General features: G+C 35.9%; 14 protein-coding genes. 12 read left to right on the top strand and 2 right to left on the bottom strand.

Going from position 1 to position 23,315, the window contains the following annotated elements:
• The first annotated feature begins 147 nt into the window (after positions 1-147).
• The 5 genes from YQ22_RS06000 to YQ22_RS06020 are packed head-to-tail and all read left to right on the top strand — an operon-like array spanning position 148 to position 9,854.
• Positions 148-3,504: a VCBS repeat-containing protein gene (locus tag YQ22_RS06000; protein ID WP_071340450.1), complete on the top strand. Its 3,357-nt coding sequence runs from the start codon at positions 148-150 to the stop codon at positions 3,502-3,504.
• Positions 3,494-6,745: a VCBS repeat-containing protein gene (locus YQ22_RS06005; protein ID WP_071340451.1), complete on the top strand. Its 3,252-nt coding sequence runs from the start codon at positions 3,494-3,496 to the stop codon at positions 6,743-6,745. The genes YQ22_RS06000 and YQ22_RS06005 overlap by 11 nt, the downstream gene beginning before the upstream one ends.
• Before the next feature lie 4 nt (positions 6,746-6,749).
• Positions 6,750-8,099: a vanadium-dependent haloperoxidase gene (locus YQ22_RS06010; protein ID WP_071340452.1), complete on the top strand. Its 1,350-nt coding sequence runs from the start codon at positions 6,750-6,752 to the stop codon at positions 8,097-8,099.
• Between the two features lie 5 nt (positions 8,100-8,104).
• The gene (locus YQ22_RS06015) at positions 8,105-9,004 is read left to right on the top strand and encodes a transcriptional regulator (protein ID WP_071340453.1); all 900 of its coding nucleotides are present in this window, start codon (positions 8,105-8,107) and stop codon (positions 9,002-9,004) included.
• The gene (locus tag YQ22_RS06020) at positions 8,997-9,854 is read left to right on the top strand and encodes a hypothetical protein (RefSeq protein WP_071340454.1); all 858 of its coding nucleotides are present in this window, start codon (positions 8,997-8,999) and stop codon (positions 9,852-9,854) included. The genes YQ22_RS06015 and YQ22_RS06020 overlap by 8 nt, the downstream gene beginning before the upstream one ends.
• 9 nt (positions 9,855-9,863) lie before the next feature.
• On the opposite strand, the gene YQ22_RS06025 is transcribed toward YQ22_RS06020, so the two are convergent.
• Complete coding sequence (locus tag YQ22_RS06025) at positions 9,864-13,586, bottom strand: metallophosphoesterase (RefSeq protein WP_071340455.1); 3,723 nt, start codon at positions 13,584-13,586, stop codon at positions 9,864-9,866.
• A gap of 55 nt (positions 13,587-13,641) precedes the next feature.
• Between YQ22_RS06025 and YQ22_RS06030 the strand changes: the two genes are divergently transcribed.
• On the top strand, positions 13,642-14,859 hold the full coding sequence (locus YQ22_RS06030) for a Pycsar system effector family protein (RefSeq protein WP_071340456.1): 1,218 nt from the start codon (positions 13,642-13,644) through the stop codon (positions 14,857-14,859).
• On the opposite strand, the gene YQ22_RS06035 is transcribed toward YQ22_RS06030, so the two are convergent.
• Positions 14,848-17,220 carry a GAF domain-containing protein gene (locus YQ22_RS06035; RefSeq protein WP_071340457.1) on the bottom strand — a complete coding sequence of 791 codons (2,373 nt, stop codon included), beginning with the start codon at positions 17,218-17,220 and terminating at the stop codon, positions 14,848-14,850. The two genes, YQ22_RS06030 and YQ22_RS06035, sit on opposite strands and share 12 nt — an antisense overlap.
• 111 nt (positions 17,221-17,331) lie before the next feature.
• On the opposite strand from YQ22_RS06035, the gene YQ22_RS06040 reads away from it, so the two are divergent.
• The 6 genes from YQ22_RS06040 to YQ22_RS06065 all read left to right on the top strand — a co-directional run bounded on the left by YQ22_RS06040 (position 17,332) and on the right by YQ22_RS06065 (position 23,314).
• On the top strand, positions 17,332-18,231 hold the full coding sequence (locus tag YQ22_RS06040; RefSeq protein ID WP_071340458.1) for a metallophosphoesterase family protein: 900 nt from the start codon (positions 17,332-17,334) through the stop codon (positions 18,229-18,231).
• Position 18,232: 1 nt separating this feature from the next.
• On the top strand, positions 18,233-19,408 hold the full coding sequence (locus tag YQ22_RS06045; protein WP_071340459.1) for a helix-turn-helix domain-containing protein: 1,176 nt from the start codon (positions 18,233-18,235) through the stop codon (positions 19,406-19,408).
• Positions 19,409-19,483: 75 nt separating this feature from the next.
• Complete coding sequence (locus YQ22_RS06050; RefSeq protein WP_071340460.1) at positions 19,484-20,635, top strand: acyltransferase family protein; 1,152 nt, start codon at positions 19,484-19,486, stop codon at positions 20,633-20,635.
• A gap of 91 nt (positions 20,636-20,726) precedes the next feature.
• Positions 20,727-21,422 (top strand): aquaporin Z, encoded by a 696-nt coding sequence (gene aqpZ / locus YQ22_RS06055; RefSeq protein WP_071340461.1) that lies wholly within the window; start codon positions 20,727-20,729, stop codon positions 21,420-21,422.
• Positions 21,423-21,519: 97 nt separating this feature from the next.
• Positions 21,520-22,836, top strand: coding sequence for a gluconate:H+ symporter (locus YQ22_RS06060; RefSeq protein ID WP_071340462.1), 1,317 nt, complete (start codon positions 21,520-21,522; stop codon positions 22,834-22,836).
• 10 nt (positions 22,837-22,846) lie between these two features.
• Positions 22,847-23,314, top strand: a complete 468-nt coding sequence (locus YQ22_RS06065; RefSeq protein WP_071340463.1) for a RidA family protein — start codon at positions 22,847-22,849, stop codon at positions 23,312-23,314.
• The last annotated feature ends 1 nt before the right edge of the window (position 23,315 follow it).

The raw sequence follows: 23,315 nt of genomic DNA on the forward strand, positions 1-23,315 counted from the left end.
AACGTCTACTTTTGGCAAATAAACCTAACAAATATTAGGTATTTGGCTATATTGCAAATCATTTTTGAATAACCTATTACACAGGTGACTAACTCAATTTTTACAGCGCATATTATTACTCAAAAATCCATTTCAAACATAAAAAGAATGAACTTCAATTTTCTTAAGCTATGCTTGCTTGGCTTATTTTTTTTACTAATACAATCCTGCGGTTCAAAAGAAGACGGTAACACTCTTGAAAATAATAGTGAACCTACACTTTTTACACTTTTACAACCTGAAGAAACGGGTATATCTTTTGTAAATAAAGTTGCGAACTCAAAAGAATTCAACATTTTCAAATACCGCAATTTTTATAACGGAGGCGGTGTTGCCATTGGAGACATTAATAATGATGGGCTATCCGATGTTTTTTTAACAGGGAATATGGAACCCAATAAACTCTTTTTAAATAAAGGAGATTTAAAATTTGAAGACATATCGGAAAAGGCAGGTGTAAAAGGAAACAAACCTTGGTCAACGGGTGTTGTTATGGCAGATATCAATAATGATGGTTACCTAGACATTTATGTTAGTAACGCTGGTAATATGGAGGGGAACAATCATGACAATGATCTTTACATCAATAACGGTGATGGCACTTTTACAGAAAAAGCCCATGAGTATAATTTAGCGGAAACAGGTTTTTCAACCCATGCTTCTTTCTTTGATTATGATAAAGATGGTGATTTAGATGCCTATATTCTAAACAACAGTAATATACCAGTAAGTAGCTTAGGATATGCCGAACAAAGAGAAGTAAGAGCCCAAGATTGGGAAGGTGTTCCAAAAATTTTTAGAGGTGTTGGCGATATGCTTTTAAGAAATGACAACGGTAAATTTGTAGATGTCAGTGAAGACGCCGGTATTTATGGTAGTCTAATTGGTTTCGGATTAGGTGTAATGGTAGTGGATATAAATAACGACCTATACCCAGATATTTACGTTTCCAACGATTTTTACGAAAGGGATTATTTATACATTAACAACCAAGACGGGACCTTTAGTGAGGAGATTCAAAAATGGACCAATCACCTAAGTTTATCCGCCATGGGGATTGACATGGCTGATATTAACAATGATGGTCTTACCGATATCTTTATTACGGATATGCTACCTGAACCGGATCAACGTGTAAAATCGGTGATGGAATTTGAAGGTTATAATATTTTTAAGTTAAAACAGAGCAAAGACTTCCACCAGCAATATATTCAGAACACGCTGCAGCTTAATAACGGTAATGGCTCTTTTTCTGAAATTGCATATTTCAGCGGTGTGGAAGCTACAGATTGGAGCTGGTCTGGACTCATGTTCGATATGGATAATGACGGACTAAAAGATATTTACGTCACTAACGGTATAAACCATGATTTGACAGACCTTGATTTCGTGGATTTCTTTGCCAATGAAATCATTCAAAAAATGGCATTGACCGGCAGAAAGGAGTCTATTGATTCTATTATAAACAAAATGCCGGTTACCCCATTACCAAATTACGCGTACAGAAATAATGGTGATATCACGTTCAGTAATTACAATAAACAATGGGGTTTTGAACTGCCAAGTAGATCAAACGGTTCTGCTTATGGTGACCTAGATAATGATGGCGATTTAGACTTGGTAGTCAACAACGTAAACATGGAAGCCTTTGTATACCGTAACAATTCTGAAACGCAGTCTAACAACAACCATATCACTTTAAAATTCAAAGGTGAAGAAGGTAATAAGTTTGGAATAGGCACCGTGGCCCGCTTATATTACACAGATAACATTATTGAGCAAACATTAATGCCTTCTAGAGGTTTTCAATCTTCTGTAGATTACCCTATGACCATTGGTTTGGGCACTACTGAAACTATAGATTCTGTCCGTATCATATGGCCAAACGACACTACAATAAAACTTGACAACGTAAAGGCAAACCAGACCATTACCTTTAACCAAGAAGAGGCAACAGATATTTACAAAGTCAAAAACACCAAAGCCTCTACCTTGTTGAAATCTATAGAAAACAATACTTTCTTGACCCATAAAGAAAACAATTATATGGATTTTGACAATGAAGGATTAATATCAAAATCATTGGCAGAAGAAGGTCCTGGTTTAGCGGTTGGCGATGTAAACGGAGACGGCAATGATGATATTTTTATTGGTGGTGCAAAAAACCAATCTGGCGCACTATATCTTCATAATGGCAATGGTTCACTTTCTAAACCCATAACAAATTTCTTTGTTGAAGAAGCTCAATTAGAAGATACAACAGCATCATTTTTTGATGCCGACAAAGATGGTGACCTTGACCTTATGGTTGGTACCGGTGGTAATGAAATAGGCAATCAAGGTTCTTACGGAATTAGACTTTACATAAATGACGGCAAAGGAAATTTCTCTTTAAGCACCAACAAACTTCCAAGCATCAATAAAAATGTTGCGGTAATTTCTCCCTCAGATTTTGATGGCGATGGCGATATAGATGTCTTTGTAGGCTCAAGAAGTATTGTAGGAACGTATGGTGTAAACCCAGACCACTTATTCTTATCAAATAACGGTGATGGAACTTTTACCGATATAACTGAACGTTCCGCATACGATCTAAAAGATGCCGGTATGGTTACGGATGCCAGCTGGGTAGATATGGACGGTGATGGTAAGGATGACCTGATTACTGTATCTGATTGGGGAAGCCCAAAAATTTATAAAAACTCTGGCAGAAGGCTTAGTAAATTTACAAGTTCGTTAGATAGTTTAAATGGATGGTGGGGAGCTGTTGAGGCCTATGATTTAGACAATGATGGCGATCAAGATTTAATTCTTGGTAATATGGGTAGTAATATCCATTACAAACCAGCTCCTGGCAAGCCTATGAAAATGTGGGTGAACGATTTTGACAATGATGGTACCATTGAGCAAATTACCACCCAAAACTATGACAATGGCGATTACCCGTTACACCAGAAAAAAGAATTGACAACACAAATATTAGCGCTGAAGAAAAAGAATATTAAAGCTTCAGAATATGCAACAAAAACTATTCAAGAACTATTTTCAAAAGATATTCTAGATAATACCATACAAAAGCAGGTAAACATATCAGAATCTGTTATTGCTATTAACGAAGGTAATGGTAATTTCACCATTAAAATTTTACCACCACAAGTACAGTTCTCATGTATTTGTGGCATTCAATGTTTAGATGTAAATAAAGATGGAAACCTAGACCTTGTCATGGCAGGTAATAATTTTGAATTTAAGCCTCAATACTCTAGACTAGATGCCAACTATGGAAATGTCCTTCTTGGTGACGGTAAATTAAATTTTAAATGGCAAAATTATTCTGACAGTGGTTTCTTTATACGTAATGAAGTAAAACAATTAAAAACCATAAAAGATAAAAACGGAAACGAATTTATTATTGCCGCAATTAATGACGACACTCCAAAACTGTATAGATTAAATGAGGAATAAGTTATTGTACATATCTGTTTTGGTTTTTGCGTTAGGATGCAAACAAAATTCCGGTGAATTATTTACAAAACGCTCTGCTAATGAGACAGGCATCACCTTTGAAAATACACTTACCGAAACCAAAGACCTAAGCATATTAGATTACCTCTACTTTTATAACGGTGGTGGTATTGCCATTGGTGACATCAATAATGACAGTTTACCTGACATCTATTTTTCCGGAAATCAGGTAAAGAATAAGTTATACCTCAACAAAGGCAATTTACAGTTTGAAGATATTACTGAAAAGGCAGGCGTTGAGGGTAATAGTTCTTGGAATACCGGAGCCATAATGGGAGATGTAAACGGTGATGGTCTTTTGGACATTTATGTTTGTGCAGTTGTTGGTCTAAACGGATTCAATGGATATAATGAGCTATTCATAAATCAAGGAGATGCTACTTTTAAAGAAAGTGCAGCTGAATTTGATCTTGATTTTGAATCTTATAGCTCATCTGCCGCATTTTTGGATTATGATTTAGATGGTGATTTAGATATATATCTCCTTAACCATGCCATACACACCCAAGATTCTTACGGTAATGCGCAAATAAGACATAATCGTATTTACGAAACTGGCGACAAATTGCTACGTAATGACAATGGTAAATTCGTTGACGTCAGCGAAGAAGCCGGTATTTATGGTGGAGTAAATGGATACGGATTAGGAATAGCCGTTTCTGATTTTAATCAGGATGGTTACCCTGATCTTTATATTGGGAACGATTTTCATGAGGACGACTATTACTACCTAAATAATGGTGATGGTACTTTTAAAGAGAGTATTAAAGAGGCTTTTGGACATACCACACGATTTTCTATGGGAAGTGATGTGGCAGACATTAACCATGACGGTTTACCAGATTTAATTTCTTTGGATATGTTGGGCAGAGATGAAGTTATTCTCAAATCATCGGAGGGTGATGATGATATCCAAATTCAAAAAATGAAAACCGAAACTTTTGGATACCATAATCAGTATACAAGAAATATGCTTTCTGTAAATCAACCCGATGGTAAATTCATAGAAACCGCATTACAAAGTGGCGTTGCGGCAACAGATTGGAGCTGGAGCGCGTTATTCGGGGATTTTAACCAAGACGGTGAGCAAGATCTATATATTAGTAACGGCATACCTAAACGACCTAATGATCTAGATTATATTAACTATATTTCTAATGATAACATTAGATCAAAAATCAACAATACCAACCTTGTAGATCAAAAGGCACTTAAAATGATGCCATCGGGTTTTATAGGTAATATGATTTTTAAAGGTTCAAAAGACCTTCAATTTATCGATGAATCAAAAAACTGGATTGCCCAAGACACTATAATAACCGGTGCTACAGCCTATAGTGACCTAGATAATGATGGCGACTTAGATTTAGTCACCAACAATCTTTATAGCCCTGCGGAAATACAAGAGAACACGACTAATGATAAAGCCCACTGGCTTAAAATTAAATTAGATTATACGCCAAAAAACAAATTTGGTATAGGCACTAAAATTTTCTCTTACGCAAACGGTGTTCAGCAATTTAAAGAAATGTATACGGTTCGTGGGTTCCAGGCTTCCTCAGAACCTATTATTCATTTTGGGTACGGTGATCTTACTACTATTGATTCCTTAAAAATCATATGGCCGGACAAAAGCTATCAGACTTTAAAAAATATAGCAGTAAATCAAACATTGAATATTAGTCCAAGTCAAAACAAACCTTTTGATTATAATAGCCTGCACTTTCAAAAGCAATTACTGTTCAAAAAAACATTGAACAACCTAGGCATTGACTATATTCATAATGAAGATGCTTATAGCGATTATTTACGTCAAAAATTGATTCCTTATCAAATGTCAGACAGAGGTCCGGCAGTAAGTGTAGGCGATTTAAACGCAGATGGCAAAGAAGATATTTTCTTTGGTGGCTCAAAATACATTCCTTCTCAAGTTTATATTCAAGGTGACACTGTATTTCAAAAAACGGATTATCCAAAGATAAAAAAGGATAGTATTAAAGAGGATGTTACTTCAATTATTGCAGATTTTAACAATGATGGAAAAAACGATTTGATTGTAGGGACAGGTGGTGCAGATTTCTACAACGAAATGAAGCCCCTTACAAATTCCTACTACGTATCAAATAATCAAACTTATTCTAAAAAAGAATTTCCAGAAATGTTCGAGAACACATCGGTGCTCTTAAAACTTGATTACGACCATGACGATGACTTGGACCTTTTAGTCTGCAACCAATCTATAAGTGCAGATTATGGAAATAAACCTAACAGTTATTTATTAAAAAATGAAAACGGCAACTTTAGCTTAGCCGACAATACATTTGAGAATCTAGGTATGGTTACCGATGCTTTGGTCACAGATTTCAATAATGACGGATGGGAAGATCTATTATTTGTAGGTGAATGGATGCCCCCTAGATTTTTTGAAAATAATGAAGGTACTTTCAAAGAAATACATCCTTTAGAAAACGATAAGTTAAACGGTTTATGGCAGACTGTCACTAGTTTTGATATTGATGGTGATGGCGACCAAGATTTTCTTTTAGGCAATTGGGGTTTGAATACGAAGTTCTCCACATCAGAAGAACATCCTATGAAAATGTATTATGGAGACCTTGATAAAAATGGTGCAACAGAAACCATTGTAAGTACATACAAAGACGGTAAAGATTACCCTGTAGACGGATTAAAAGAATTAGCCAGCCAAATGGTTTCGCTTCGTAAAAAATTCAACAACTACCATTCTTTCGCTGGCAAACCCATAGATGAAATACTAGGTGAGAATATGCTAGCAAATGCCGAAATTTTAGAGGTGCATACTTTAAATTCTGGCTATCTTAAAAATAACAATGGTAAATTCTCTTTTGTCCCTTTTAGTTATGTACTGCAATTGGCACCTATAATGTCTTTCTTGGAGTTTGACTTTAACGGAGATCTTAAAACAGAGGTACTCGCAGCCGGAAATTATTTTGGAGTTAAACCATACCATGGCCGTTTTGATTCTTTTCCCGGGGCGTTGATAAGTAGCGACAGCAATATTACCTTAGCAAATAAAATTGGTCTCGATTTAACGGGAAAATCGATTCGTAATATGAACATAATCAATTTCAACAACAACAATTATATATTGCTCACCTTTAATGACAAAGCAGCAGAGGTGCACCAAATACTCAAACCTTAGTACAATGAAAAAATATGTATTTATACTTTTAGCAGTGGTCTTATTTGCAAACTGTACAGAGAAAAAACAAGAACCAATTAAGATTTCTCCAGACGATCTACATAATTCTATTGACCATGTTATAGATATCATGATCCATGATATTTTCTCTCCGCCAGTAGCCAGTAGAATATTTGCATACCCAAACATTGCGGCATATGAGATCGTTGCTCAAACAAACCCTGACTACCAATCTTTATCTGGTCAACTAAAAGATTTAAAACCAATACCGGCGATAGATACGGCATCTGCTATTAATCCACAATTATCCGCATTAATTGCCCATATGAACATCAGTAGACAGCTCATCTTTTCTGAAGATAAGTTTGATGTACTGCAAGATAGTTTGTTCACAAAATGGAAAAATATGAACGAACCGGAATTTGAAGCCTCTAAAACCTACGGCTTAAAAGTGGCAGAACATATTAAAGAATGGATGAACAAGGACAATTACAGTCAAACCAGAACAATGCCTAAATTTACGGTCAATACAGACGACCCGGCGAGATGGCAACCTACCCCACCTGCGTATATGGATGGTATAGAACCACACTGGAATAAAATTCGCCCATTTATTATTGATTCGGCATCGCAGTTTAAACCAGTACCACCACCGCCATTCTCATTAGAAAAAGACTCCGACTTCTATAAAGAACTTATTGAGGTTTATAATATTAGTAATGATATCACCAAAACCGGAGATGAATCTGAAGAAGTGGCCATTGCCAAATTCTGGGATTGCAACCCTTATGTTTCGGTAACTAGAGGTCATTTGATGTTCGCTACCAAAAAAATTACTCCAGGGGCACATTGGATCGGTATTACAAAAATAGCGGCAAAAAAGACCGATAGTAATTTTGATGATACCGTATTTGCATACGCCAAAACTTCAATGGCCATTGCTGACGGTTTCATTAGCTGTTGGGATGAAAAATACCGAAGCAACCTTATTAGACCCGAAACATTGATCAACCAACATATAGATGAAAACTGGAAACCTATTTTACAAACTCCTCCATTTCCGGAATATACCAGCGGACACAGTGTAGTATCCGGTGCTGCCTCTACAGCATTGACCAGTATTTTTGGCGATGATTTTAGCTTTGAAGATGATACCGAAACTCCTTATGGTTTACCTATAAGAAAATTCAATTCTTTTAACGAAGCTGCCGATGAAGCTGCCATTAGTAGAATGTACGGCGGAATTCACTACCGAGCTGCGGTAGAAGTAGGTGTTGGCCAAGGTAGAAAAATTGGTGATCTTTTAAACTCTAAAATTAAAATGAAGAAAAATTCAAGTTTAGCACTTAATTAATACGCATGAAAAAAGGCTTAACTATAACCATTGCCATATTAATGGTTGCATTGCTTTGGTATTTTCTTGTTAAACCACAAGATTATCAAATAAGGGTTGTAGCCAAATCTAATACTGGTACTATAAATCAAGCTTTAAAAGCTTGGAACAATACCTTACCAAATGCCACTGTAAGACAGCTTAATAACTTGGGTAATTTAGAACAAAAAGTTGTTACCGGAGATTCTATCCATATCTATAATTGGAACATAACCCCCATTACGGATTCTACTTCACAATTAATCGTGAATGTAAAAGATGAAGACCATAGTATGGGCAATAAACTTGTAATCCCATTTTACGATACCGATTTTGAAAAACAATCAAGAAAAACGGTGACCGATTTCATTGAGAGCCTCAATGCCCATAGAAAGGAATTTAAAGTTACTTTTATGGGAGAAGATAACCTACCTTCTACTTATTGTGCCTGCGTTGAACACAAAACCACACAGATAACCAAGGCTTTTGGCATGATGGAGAGTTATCCTTTTCTCAATTCCGTAATAGCAAGTAATGGCATTCAGGTAAACGGTATTCCATTTATTGAAACCACAGATTGGAATATGCAAAATGATAGCATAAGCTTTAATTTTTGCTACCCCATTATTAAAAGCGATACCTTGCCTCAAATAAAAGATATTATTTATAAAGAGTTCATTGGCAAAAAATCACTTAAGGCTGTTTACAATGGTAACTACATGACCTCTGATAGAGCTTGGTACACTTTATTGGACTATGCTGAAGAAAAGAACATTGCCATAGAAAAAAATCCAATAGAATTCTTTTTTAACAACCCAAATATGGGTGGCGATGCTTTGCGTTGGAAAGCTGAAGTATTTATGCCATTAGCTGATCAAGATGAATAAAATAGTATTAAGCACATTTTTAGTTTTATCTGTATTCACCTCGTGCTCTAATTACGGTCAATTAAAAGTAATTGCAGATTTGCCAGGCAGTTTAGATGAAAACTCTGGATTGGCTACTTATGGCGATTCTACAGTTTGGGTCATTGAAGATGGTGGCAATAAAGATGAAATATATCAAATAAACCTTAAGGGAGATATTCTTAAAAGTCTTAAAGTCAAAAATGGTGACAATCAAGATTGGGAAGACCTAACCACTGATAATGCCGGCAATCTCTACATCGGTGATATTGGTAACAATGCCAACAAAAGAAAAGACTTGGTCATCTATAAACTACCCAACCCTACTATTGAACCAGGAGACAAAATTGACGCTGAAAAAATTAAGCTCCACTATCCGGACCAAAAAGATTTTCCACCTAAAAAAGAGGGTTTATTTTACGATTCAGAAGCTATTTTTCACCACGATGGTAAAATATTCATAGTGACCAAAAACAGGTCTAAAGCATTTACAGGAGAAGCCCATATTTACTCAGTACCAGATACCAAGGGTACTTATGAGGCAACCCTTGTAGGTTCATTTACGCCTTGCAAAGATTGGAAAATATGCCAAATCACATCAATTGACATATCTCCGAAAGGGGACAGAATCGTTGCGCTTAGCTATGGTAAGCTGTTCATTTTTACAGATTTTACTTGGGATGATTTTACAAAGGGCAACATGCAAGAAATTGATCTAGGTGCCCGTTCTCAATTAGAATCGGTTTGTTTTCTCAATGATGACACCCTACTCATTTCCGATGAAAAAGCACATAGTGAAGGTGGTAACCTATACACCTATTCTATAAAATAATTTACTTTTCTAAAAACCGAAACCTAGCCCAAAAGTAAATCTTGGTCCGTCTTCACTGGCAAATATTGCCGTATTCACCGAGATAATATCTGATGCATTTAAGAAAAAACCTCCACCGTAAGAGGTATGCCAACGACCAGAACTCATTTCAGGCATCCACACCCTTCCATAATCAAAACCACCAAAAAGCCCCATTGCAGTAGGTAGTAGTCTTGTGCGTTTTTTAGCAAGACTAAATCTAATATCTGTATTTTGATAGTAGGAAGTTTTCCCTGTAAAACGCTGATTTCTAAAACCACGAAGACCATCAATACCACCTATACTAGCAGCTTGGTAAAACTCGTATTCATCACCTAAGTTAAAATGTGCTTTCCATTTCGTGGCAAGCACCAGCCTTCCGCTTGGTATTAATTTATAATCAAAACTTAAGCTTGGTATTATGTACCCAAAACTACCTCCTTCTTTAGAAAGATTTTCTTTATACCCTGCTTCTAACGAAGTTCCCATTCCTAAGGTTGGGAATGCTTCATTATCCCTGTTTTCGTAAGTATAAGTAGCATGAGCCCCAACAAAATCACTATTGGTTTCTTCTCCATTTTGTTGGTAAAAAGTGTTTATGAACCTATCATTGGTTTCTTCTACACTAATATTCTCATAGGACAACCCCAGTTTTACCTTTGCGCCCAACTGTCCTCTCCAAACCAATGATGGTAAAAAGTCTATTTGCCTAAGTTTTACCCTATTAAAATCCAACCCTAAGTCATCATCAAAATTTTCTGTATCGTTACCAAAACCAAAGAAATTCACCGCAAAATTAGGACTTGTAAAACGGGCTTTCAATTCTGCGTTCCAATTCTCAAAAACATGGGCAAATTCTCCCTGATATTTTACGTCAAAACCACTTGTGGCAAAATAATAAGATGCACCTATGGTATGTTGTTGCGTAAAAGGATTTTGTCTAAACCCATTATAGGTGTATGTATTTAAGAAACCTATTCTAACCCCATCATCTGGATTAAAACCAATAGTAGGTATAATTTGATTGAAACTATTTCTCAATTTAAGTGGTTGATAGGTATTTAGTTCATAGTCATCTGATAATTTAACTTTTGCCCCACTTGTCTTTTCAAACGTGTTTTTCTTGCTCTTAAAATCATACAATGCCACGTTCTTACCATTATCCACTCGATATATATCATTGTTGTGCCCCCCAATAATTCTCACCTTTACTCCCGTAAAATTGGAAGGATTCCTAACCTCAAAAATATCATCATCATCCAAACCAAACACCCAAAGTTCTTTGGTATCATCACTTGAAAAAATCTTATAATAAAAAAGACGTTTTTTCTTATCTTCTATATTTCTAAAAACCTTTACCTCAGTTTCTGTATCATTAAGTCTATTGATTTCAAACCAATCATCTTTGTCGGTACCCGCTACAACAGCATACTTATTTAAAATCTTGTAGTATTCATTTGCCGTTTCTTGAATGTGGCTTAGGCGTGCCAAAAGTCTTTGCTTAATTTCATTGACCGTTTCATCCCTTACCTCTTCTGGGAAAGCCTTAAACGCCTCATCAATATCACTTTCCTTTAAATTCTCTTGCAAGTATTTTGCCTGAGCCAACCATTGACTTTTTTCTGTTTCTCCTAACAAGGTAAGATCCAAAACATAGGTCATAGGAGAAGAGTTAAAGCCCTTTACGCTTCTAATTTCTTCATTAAAACCTTCCATTAACCTTAAGCCTGGTATTATACGCGTGGCAATATTCATTAAAGCACCATCGCCCATTTTGGAGTATACTTGGTCACGATCTCTAGGTACAGGTCTATATACTACCTTATCCTTTTTCTCGTCTTTAAACTCTGCCCATCTCCACTGATCAACATGCCTGTCCCAATCACCTAATACCATATCAAAAAGCCGAGCTCTTAAATAAAGATCCTTGTCCACTTCATACTTTTCATCATCACGCAAGTCTTCTAGCATTCCATCAGTACTCTTTAAATCATTTGAATATCCAAAGCTTGCCAAATCGCCATGACCATCTCCCGTATGTTCCTCAATCATATACAATTCATCTCCAAAAGAATCATTATACTCCTTTAAAGCCGGCTGTTTTGGCACATAATACAATACAGGATTTGTATGGTATATACCAACAGCATCTGATAATCGCGCTGTGGTAAAAGGAGCATACGGGTGTGAGCCTGTATAAAAATCCTGCAAAAGTTCTTGGGTATAGGTCTCCTTTAAATCATCCAATACATACTGATCCTGAAAAGCCATGGACTGCAAGTATAGCTCGGCGCTCTTTTTTAAAGCTCGCATGACATATTCCCTACCATCCTTTGCGCGAAGACGAAGTGATTTAGATTGATGACCTCCGCCTTTCTTAACAGGTTCAAGACCACCCATAAGGGAATCTAAACGTACCGTAGGCACCTTTACCTTTGTCCCATAATACTTACGATAGCGTTCACCCCAAATTCCTTTATAAAACCTACTTTTTTCAATCTCATTATCTGTGTATACGGACGCCTCTACAGAATCTGGGAAACTGACTGTAAGTTCAGCTTCAAACGTAACTTGCGTAGGTGGCAACACTTCATTTGTAAACAAAAATTCTTCATTATTGTTTTCGCCAACACCATAAAATCTAACTCTTGACGACCCATCTTTATATACTTCTAAAGTAGCATAACCCATTTTCCCCGTACTGAACTGAGAACCGTTCAGCAACTTTGTAAAACCTTCTTTTGCACCTGAACCACTAACAATTTGCGGCGTATTATTTTCAAGGATATACTGTAATGTGTGTTCATGTCCTGATGCGAATATTACCCGATTAGAATATTGTGCCAAGGTCGTTACCCTTTTCATCAATTCTCTATAACGCTTGTTATTTACATCTTCAATGGATGCGCCAGATGTAGTTCTTAATACATTAATAAAAGTACCTAAAACAGGTACCGGCACTGCCATTTTTTTTGGATAGAATTGTTTTCTTAACGAATACTGCCCTCCATGCTCGCCATAACTGTTTGATGGATGGTGCATGGCTATTACCGTGGTGCGATCCCTATAATCTTTTATGGCATCTTCCAATTCCAAAAAAAACTTGTCCCTACTCTTGATCTCGCATTTATCATTAATATCGGGGCGTTTGTCCCAATTAGTCAAGTACCATTCTGTATCTATTGTAATGATGGCAACATCTTCCCCAATTTCTATGACATCTATTGGGCAACCGTTCTCAGGTAAAAAAGGGTCTTTTTCCTTCTCTTTTAAAGCTCTTTTTATATAATTTTCTTCCCGTTCCAGACCAATTAAACCTTCAGTGTACCAATCATGATTACCAGGTATAAATAGTGGTCTGCCCTTAAAATTCTCCAAAGTTTTTATTTGGGCATCTAAATGATTTTTTGCCTCTATATAGGCTTGTGTAGAATCTTTTGGATCCGGTAGCCCAGCAGGATAAATATTATCACCCAAAAATATGGCAGTACTGTTCTTATCTGCCTTATCCAACTTATTTTTGAAAATTTTGAGTGCAGGATTCATACCCCCAATTGGAGACAAACCTGCATCACCAATTAAATAAAATGTATGTGAAACTTCTTTAGAGCTATCAACATCTACAGCATATTTATCATCTACATATTTTGTACTATAGGTTGCACAACTTGTAATAAATATAAAAACCGATAGATATGCATAAATCTTTTTCATAGTAGCCTTGCCCTCTTTAAATTTTCGTAATTTGGGTTATTATTATTCAATTTCCATGTCAGACATCTTAGATAACACACAACAATTTGTAACAGACTTACTAACCAACCAATTGGATCATAAGTTTTTATATCACAATCTAAGACATACACAAAGAGTCGTTAAAAGTACTAAACAATTACTTGAATCTTGTTCTCTATCGGATCAGGATCGAGAAATTTTGCTGTTAGTAGCTTGGCTACACGATGCTGGTTACACAAAAGGTACTAAAAACCACGAAGAAAGTAGTTGTGAAATTGCCGAAGAGTTTCTATCAAAAGAAGGTTATGCAAAAGAATTAATAGCAAAAGTGAAGTCCTGTATTCTTGCTACTAAATGGAATGCAACCCCAAGTAATGAAATGGACATGATTATTCGCGATGCAGATTCTTCTCATTTTGCACAAAGCAGTTATCTTGAAACGTCTGACCTTTTGCGCGAAGAACTTAAATTACTTGGCTTAAAAAATTACTCTCAAAAAGAATGGTTAGACCTAAATATTCAAGTATTTAGAACTGACCATCAATTCTATACGGATTACGCCAAGGAGAATTGGCTGGAAAAAAAAGACAAGAATTTAAGAAAGCTAGTTAAGGACAAAAAGTCACAGAAAAAACTAGCAAAGAAAGAACGACTAAAAGCGCAATTTAAGAGCGAAAGTCCTGATCGTGGCATTCAAACACTCTATAGGGTTACCTTAAAAAACCATATTACCCTTAGCGATATTGCAGATACCAAAGCCAATATTTTATTATCGGTCAATGCCATAATAATTTCTTTGGCGCTCTCCAATCTAATTCCAAAATTGGATAACCCATCTAACGATTACTTAATCTACCCTACCGTAATCTTTGTATTCTTTAGTGTGGTATCTATGATTTTGGCAGTATTGGCAACAAGACCTAACGTTACTAGTGGCGAATTCACTAAAGACGATGTAAAAAACAAAAATGTAAACCTGTTATTTTTCGGTAATTTTCATAAAATGGCACTGAGCGAGTATGAATGGGCCATACAAGTAATGCTAAAGGACAAAGATTACATTTATACCTCTCTGACCAAAGATCTTTACTTTCTTGGAATTGTATTAAATAGAAAATACGCTCTTTTACGATGGACATATACCATATTCATGATCGGCATGATCCTTTCGGTCATAGCATTTGCCGTTTCATTTAAATTCTTTGGTCCGGATCGTAAACTTGAATTATTAAGCCAGGTACTATTCTTTTAATGCATCCATTAAATCCTGGTAAGTATAGGTTTTTTCTGGTTCTTGCTCTCTTTTATATAAAATTTGAGCACGTATTGCCTTTAAACCAGACACGCCTTGAAGACCTTCTAACTCAACAATTTCTATTTGATTGGTAAAGTATCCTTTAGATTTCAAGAATTTGATATACCTTAAATATTCTAGCTCATCTTTTTTCTGTGAATACACAATTGACAATACTCCTTTTTGGGTCAATCTTTGCTCTGTACCCTTAATGTAAGATTTATCTATTCTCTTTTTAATTACCTCATAACGGGCATTGTACGTGCCATCTACATCAAATTGTTTTTCATCCATTCTAAAACGAATAGATAAAGATGTATTATATACCAATATTAATGATGCCGCATCCAACGGTACAGGTAATTTGGGTTTTAACGAGTAATGTGCATTTTCCATTTCGCACATTACCTGTAATTGCCATAATCTTAAATTATTTAGGTATAACGGATTGTACTCTTTACTCTCTGAAATAGAAGATCCAATGTACATATTGTGCTCCACACCATCTGTCTTATAACGCTCATAGTAATGTGGAAACATATTTTGGGCACTTTCCTGTCTTTTATCAATAACCGACGATAAGGTTTTATTGACCAAGGTTACGCTTTCATCGTAATTTTTTCTATGATCATAATAAGACCCGGTACCCATATCTATTTTGGACTCATATGCCAGTATATGATTTTCTATATCCTTATCCGCTTTTTTAAGATGTTCAAAAACCGGTGAAATTTCATCTTGAACAAAATCGAAAATAGCTTGTTCACTATTGGTGTAGAGCATTTCCTTAATACTATCCAAGTGATTGTTCACCCTAAAAATCAACTCTTCATAGATAGGTAAATTCCATTTTTTCAAAGCAATATTCAATACACTATCTATTTCAGAAAGTTGTATCATCAAATCTCTTTGTATTGCCAAATTCCTTGCTTGGGAAGAATCCTTTATATCTATTTGCCCAAATAATGGGTATACATCTTTAAAAACAATTTCCTTAAAAGAAGGTGATCTACCTTCTATTTCATCTTGCATAAACCTTTTGGCCTCTTCCTGAAACCTCCAATACACCGAAGAATGAACAGAAGTACATTCATTTTGAATAATGGCATCTATTCTATTGTTCTCTTCGTTCTTGGTACGTACTACGGCAGAAACAATGAACGGCATTACATCATCTAACTTTTGTGCGTTAACCCCATTGAGCACTCCTTTTTTCTGAGAAACTATTTCTAAAATACCCAATAACTTACCTTCATATGCTATTGGCGCAAATATGGCACTTTGCACTCCTTGATCCTGTAGCCCTTTATATGGCTGCATTTCACCAGATTGCCCCACCATACGATCCATATCCGTAATGGTAAAATAAGAGTTGAAATCTATTAGTTTATGATAAGATTCTTCACACAATGCTACTTTACAGTCAATTGCATGTCTACCCCTTAAAAGAAAGCTATCAAAACCAATACCTGCAACTTCTTCAAACTGATCTTTTTTGGCATCAAAAGAAGCAAAACCTACTTTAATATTAGGTAAACGAAAGAATGATTTAAAGGTCTCCTGCAAATCATTCATAAACTTTACAGGTTGTAAAGTGTCCTTTGAGATTAATTTCGACTTAATATTTGAAATTGCCTGCTCCATGGTAACATCGAACAAATTGGCAATTACAAATCCTTTAGAAATAAAACTTTCTGGCGGAATCTTCTCCTTCCAAAGCTTAATATCAGTTGGGTTTGCCAATAACTCGTCTACATCTTCCTGGGTTACTTCCTTTGCCTTGTCCGTAGGGATAACATCAATAAAATCTGCATTATATAAAATACGATAGTGACGCATTACGCCATTGGCATCTGGAATATCATAAAAATATGGTCTACTAAAATCTAGCTTATAACCATAATAATAATTTAACACTACCACACAGCTCATGATATAATCCATATCATCCCCAACGTTTCTTATTTCGGGTTCATAACCGTCACCAGCTTCATGAATTATACTTTGAAAACGTTTAGATGATTTTATAATAACATCTTGGTAGGGCAAGGTAGCTACCTTTATTTCGTTACTGCTCAAAGCCTCTGTAAACGTATCTTGTAAAATACGATCGATCAAGTCTTTATTTTTCTCCAATAAAGAAAAATCAGAAAAACCATTCCGTAATTCAGGAAATCCTTTTTCCACAGCCAAAATACGCTCGGCGGTAGCTGCCAAAAAAGGGTCTTCACCTTTCAAATGTTCATCGTACTTCGTAAGAAGTTTTTCAAAACTTATGAGGTGCTTAAACGGCATTTTCATTCTATCGTGCTTTCCCATGTTCTGGTTAGTCTACTAATTTTGTGTAAAGTTACAAAACCAACCCTATTTTTTGACCAACTATAGCATTATGGTTAACGGGATTTTCGGATATTTAGCGAAAATTACAGTATGTCATCGGAAAACAGACTTAATAGAGCTTATGAAAACGCTAAAACTATTCCGTTTGACGACACTTCAAAATTTATTCTATTTAGCGACTGTCATAGAGGCGATAACAGTTTTGCAGACGATTTTGCAAACAATAGAAACATTTACTACCACGCCTTAAAATTCTATTATTCAGAAGGTTTTGATTACTGTGAACTAGGCGATGGAGATGAGCTTTGGGAGAACATTCATTTTGAATCTATTTTTGAAGCCCATAAAAATGTTTTTAAATTATTGAAGCAATTTCATTTAGAACAAAGACTTCACATGATTTGGGGAAACCATGATATGGTCTACAAGGATGAAGCTTATGTAAAAAAGCATTTATCTAGCTATTTTGAACCTATAGATGATAAGGATAAATCACTATTTGAAGGCATAAAGTACCATGAAGCACTTATACTAAAACATAAAGAAACCCAACAAGAAGTTTTTCTTACCCATGGTCACCAAGCAGATTGGTGGAATTACACTTTTTGGCGCTGGGGCAGATTTTTGGTGAGGGTACTGTGGAAACCCCTACAAGTATGGGGTATAGCAGACCCTACTTCACCCGCAAAAAACTACACTGAACTCATAAAAGTAGAGCGCCGTATTAAAAAATGGATATTAAAGAAAAGATTAAAAGTTACTGTAGTAGGTCATACCCACAGACCTCGTTTTCCAGAGCCTGGAGATATACCTCTCTTTAACGATGGTAGCTGCGTTCACCCAAGAAGTATTACCGGAATAGAAATTGAAAAAGGATCTATTTCCCTAATCAAATGGCAAATTAATACCACGGATGACGGAACATTACGCGTGGTTCGCATTTTATTGGAAGGTCCACAGAAGTTGAAAGATTATTTAGATAATAAATAAGATGGATACGCTTCAAGACCTCATAGCGCAAATTCCTATTAGACATAACTTTACTTCTACCATAATGCTATTAGGAGTGGCGCAAAATCTATTTTTAAGTATCGTACTTTTTGTAAAAAGCATGAATAATAGATTACTACTCTATTTTGCATTTTTATTATTATTTGGAACACTGGTTTTTTTGGATACTTATTTGTGTTACACCGGACTCATAAAACACCTTCTTGAATGGAATGATTCTTCTGAAGTTTTTGTTTTGCTTATAGGTCCTTTTCTATACTTTACTATTTATGCATTTTTGAAAAGAAAACCTATTTCTATACGTAAAGGTTGGTGGCACTTAATTTTACCGCTAGGTTATCTTTTATCACAGATTCCGTTTTACACAGCTCCAGTTTCGGTTAAACTAAACGCTTATTTAGGTGCGTATTATAGTAATTTAGGTACCGCCTCGGTTCCAGACACATTTAACTATTCATACCATCACATTAAAGATATATTTGATTGGTTAATTTTATTTAGTTTACTGTTATATACGCTATTATCACTAAAACTAGTTAAAGAAGAACGCTATAGAAATGACACAGATAAAGCAAACCTTAAGTCTGCCAAATACATTTTTACACGTAATTCTGCCATTATACTCTGTACTTTTTTCATTCTTCTATTTGTAGTTTTCTACATATATGACGACGATGGCGGAGACCATTTTATTGCCATTTTCCAAACTTTAGTAGCATTTGCCACCACATACATTATTATTTCCAAATCTAAGTTCTTTGAAAAATCATGGGTTGCAGATAAGTATGAAACGCTTTCGAATGCAGCAGATGAAGTTACATTTAAAGAAATTGAAACATTCGTGGACAATAACTTGTTTTATACAAATACCCAAGCCAGTTTAAAAAATCTTGCCACCCAGTTAGCTATTCATCCAAATCAAATTTCAAAAACTATAAATTCAGATTTTGGTTCTAATTTTAATCACTATATCAATAGCAAAAGAATTGATCTAGCTAAAGAGAGATTAGTAGACCCTCAATTTAGTCATCTTACCATTGAAGCTATTGGCGAGACGGTAGGATTTAAGTCAAAGTCTGCATTTTACAATGCTTTCAAGAAGATTTCGGGTATATCACCCTCTAAATTTGCAAAGTCAATTTCTCCAAAATTGTAATTCAGGACATATGGTAATGTCCAAAATTTATCATTCCTGATTTTAAAATTCAACTTTGATGAAAATCACTAGATTATGGAAAAAAAGTTTAGAAGGTATGATATCGATTGGTTGCGAGTATTCGTTTTTTCACTCTTAATCATTTATCATTCAGGTATGTTCTTTGTGCCTTGGGGTTGGCATATAAAAAATAACAACATCTATGATTGGTTGAAGTGGCCCATGCTTTTTTTAAATCAATGGAGACTGCCAATATTATTTCTAATTTCTGGTATGGGTACGTTCTATGCCTTATCAAAAAGAAATATATGGCAATTTAATAAGGAGCGATTTTTGCGTTTAGGGATCCCCCTTGTTTTCGGTATGCTCGTTATTGTTCCTCCACAGGTATATTTTGAAAGATTGGCACAAGGTCAATTTCAAGGTTCGTATTGGAGCTACTTGAGCACTATAGCCTATGACGGCATTTACCCAGAAGGCAATTTAAGTTGGCACCACTTGTGGTTTCTTCCGTATCTACTAGTTTTTTCCGTATTGCTTTCTCCTTTTTTCCTTTATATGAAAAATAATAAAAACAGGTATATACGTTGGATTAGCAAGGTAATTCAAAAACCATACGGACTATACATTTTTACGATTCCTTTATATTTATTGGAGTCTTTGTTAGAACCTTTTTATGACATAACCCATGACCTAATTAATGATTGGTTTAATTTTTTCTCTTCCATGACTTTATTCTTCTTCGGATTTGTCATGGTCGCTTGCGGACCTATTCTTTGGAATGCAATCGAAAGGATACGCACAAAAGCTTTTTACTTAGGAATTATATGTTTTATAGGAATGCTTATTACTTGGCAATTTGAAGACGGATACACCCGTCACTTTACCGAAGCTTTTCTGAAAATCGTAAATCTTTGGTCATGGATATTAGTGCTATTAGGATATGCCGCTAAGTATCAGAACAAACCTAGTCCACTTTTGAGCTATGCCAATCGAGCTGTTTACCCATTCTACATTCTTCATCAAACCGTAACCGTAGGAATTGCATATTACATAAAAGATTTGCAATGGAGTTTGCTTTTAAAAGCTACAATTTTAATCGTAGGTACATTTTTAATATGTTGGTTAATTTATCATTTAATCATATTAAAAATAAAACCTCTGCACCCTCTATTCGGATTAAAAAAGGTATTTAACTATATTTTATGTAAAAAATTAAATATCTAACCATTAACAGTATCAATAAAACTCATAAAAAATTGTGACTTCATTAAACTTTTGGTTTCTAAATACATACAATCAATTAAACCTTAAGAAAATGAAAAAGTTTATTGCAGAATTTATAGGTACTTTATGGCTAGTTTTAGGTGGGTGTGGTAGTGCCGTACTTGCCGCAGGATATCCAGAATTAGGAATCGGTTTTGTTGGGGTCTCCTTGGCCTTCGGTTTAACCGTGGTAACTATGGCCTACGCCATTGGTCATATTTCCGGTTGTCATTTAAACCCCGCCGTAACTATCGGTGTTTGGGTAGGTGGTCGTTTTGAGGGTAAAGACGTTTTTCCTTACATCGTAGCTCAAGTAATGGGCGGTATTGCCGGAGCAGCCATTCTATATCTAATTGCTTCCGGCAAAGCTGGTTTTGAACTTGGTGGATTTGCTTCTAACGGGTATAATGAACATTCACCTGGAGGGTATGATTTAACATCAGCTTTTACTATAGAACTTGTGATGACCTTTATTTTCTTATTCGTCATACTGGGATCTACTTACACTAAGGCACCACGAGGTTTTGCCGGGTTGGCTATAGGGCTTTGTCTAACCTTAATTCACCTAATTAGTATTCCAGTTACCAATACATCTGTAAATCCTGCAAGAAGTACCAGTCAGGCATTATTTGTTGGTGACTGGGCGCTAGATCAACTTTGGCTATTTTGGTTGGCGCCAATGATCGGAGCCATTTTAGCGGGATTGATCTATAAGACCATCTCACCCGAGATGACTGATAAATTATAGAATTACAATGTTTAAGCTCATCATAAATAGATAATATATGATGGGCTTTTTTTTTATGGTATATTTAGATGATCAACTTAACTAACTCATTTTTAATATGCCATTATTTATTGTTATTCTAGGAATTTTACTCCTATTCATTCTCATTGCAAAATTTAAACTCAATGCTTTTATCACATTTATCATCGTATCACTTTTTGTGGGTATTGCCGAAGGCATGGAACCTATCAGTGTCGTAGATTCCATTCAAAAAGGAATTGGTAATATTCTAGGTTTTCTTGTTATTATCTTAGGACTTGGTGCCATGTTGGGCAAATTAGTTGCCGATAGTGGTGCCGCTCAACGAATCACCACCCATTTAGTAGAAAAATTTGGTAAAAAGAACATTCAATGGGCCGTTGTCTTAACCGGCTTCATTGTAGGTATTCCCATGTTTTATTCGGTAGGTTTCGTAATCCTAGTTCCATTGGTATTCACTATTGCAGCAGCCACCGGCTTACCACTACTTTATGTAGGTCTACCCATGCTGGCATCTTTGTCTGTCACCCATGGATATTTACCTCCGCACCCTGCTCCTACTGCACTGGCGTCTATGTTCAATGCTGATATCGGCAAAACACTGTTATACGGTATAATAGTTGCCATACCTGCAATTATTGTTGCCGGTCCTATCTTTTCAAGAACTTTAAAAAACATTAATGCAACTCCCTTAAAGGAATTTCTAAACCCCATCATCCTAAAAGAGGAAGAAATGCCAAGCATGGCAAACAGTATTATCAGCGCACTTTTACCAGTAATTCTTATTGCCATTGCCGCACTAGCCCAACTTTTGCTACCGGCAGATTTCTTTCTCACCAAGATTTTGGTTTTTATGGGCAACCCTGCCATTGCCATGCTTATTGCAGTTTTGGTAGCTATCTATACTTTAGGTTTGGGTCGCGGTAAAAGTATGAAAGAAGTTATGGATTCTGTTGGTAGTGCCATTACGGGCATAACCATGGTACTACTAATTATTGCTGGCTCTGGCGCACTAAAGCAAGTTTTGATAGATAGTGGCGTTAGTGAATATATTGGGGGTATTTTAGAGCAGTCTTCCATTTCTCCATTAATTTTAGCTTGGCTGATCGCTACCGTAATTCGCGTTTGCGTGGGTTCTGCCACTGTCGCTGGCTTAACGGCTGCAGGTATTGTATTGCCATTGGTGCAAGGTACCGGTGTTAGCCCAGAATTAATGGTGCTTGCCATTGGATCGGGCAGTTTAATGTTGTCCCATGTAAACGATAGTGGTTTTTGGTTATTCAAAGAATACTTCAACCTATCCGTAAACGACACTTTAAAAAGCTGGACAGTTATGGAAACCACCGTAGGGGTTATGGGACTAGTAGGTGTTCTAATTATAAATATGTTCATTTAAACAATTAAATATGCAAAAGAAACCTTCAGAAAGGATTAAGGAATTAGGACTCATATTACCCCCTGCCCCACCTCCGGCAGGTTTATACAAGCCCGTTTTGGTGGTGGATCATTTTCTTTACATTTCAGGGCAAGGACCAATGCAAAATGACGGCTCATTAATAGTAGGCAGAGCCGGTCATGATATGACAATGGAAGAAGCAAAAGTAGCGGCTAGACAAGTAGCTTTAACCATGCTATCTACCATACAGAACCATTTTGGCGACATTGACAAAATAAAAAGAATCGTAAAAACCTTGGGTATGGTCAACTCTACTCCAGATTTTGGGCAACAACCTTTGGTCATTAATGGTTTTAGCGAGCTTATGGCAGATATTTTTGGACCAAATAACGGTGTGGGTGTTCGTAGTGCGGTTGGTATGATTTTACCTGGCGGTATTCCTGTAGAGATAGAGGCACATTTTGAACTACATCATTAAA

The organism is Maribacter sp. 1_2014MBL_MicDiv (assembly GCF_001865655.1).
GTDB lineage: Bacteria > Bacteroidota > Bacteroidia > Flavobacteriales > Flavobacteriaceae > Maribacter > Maribacter dokdonensis.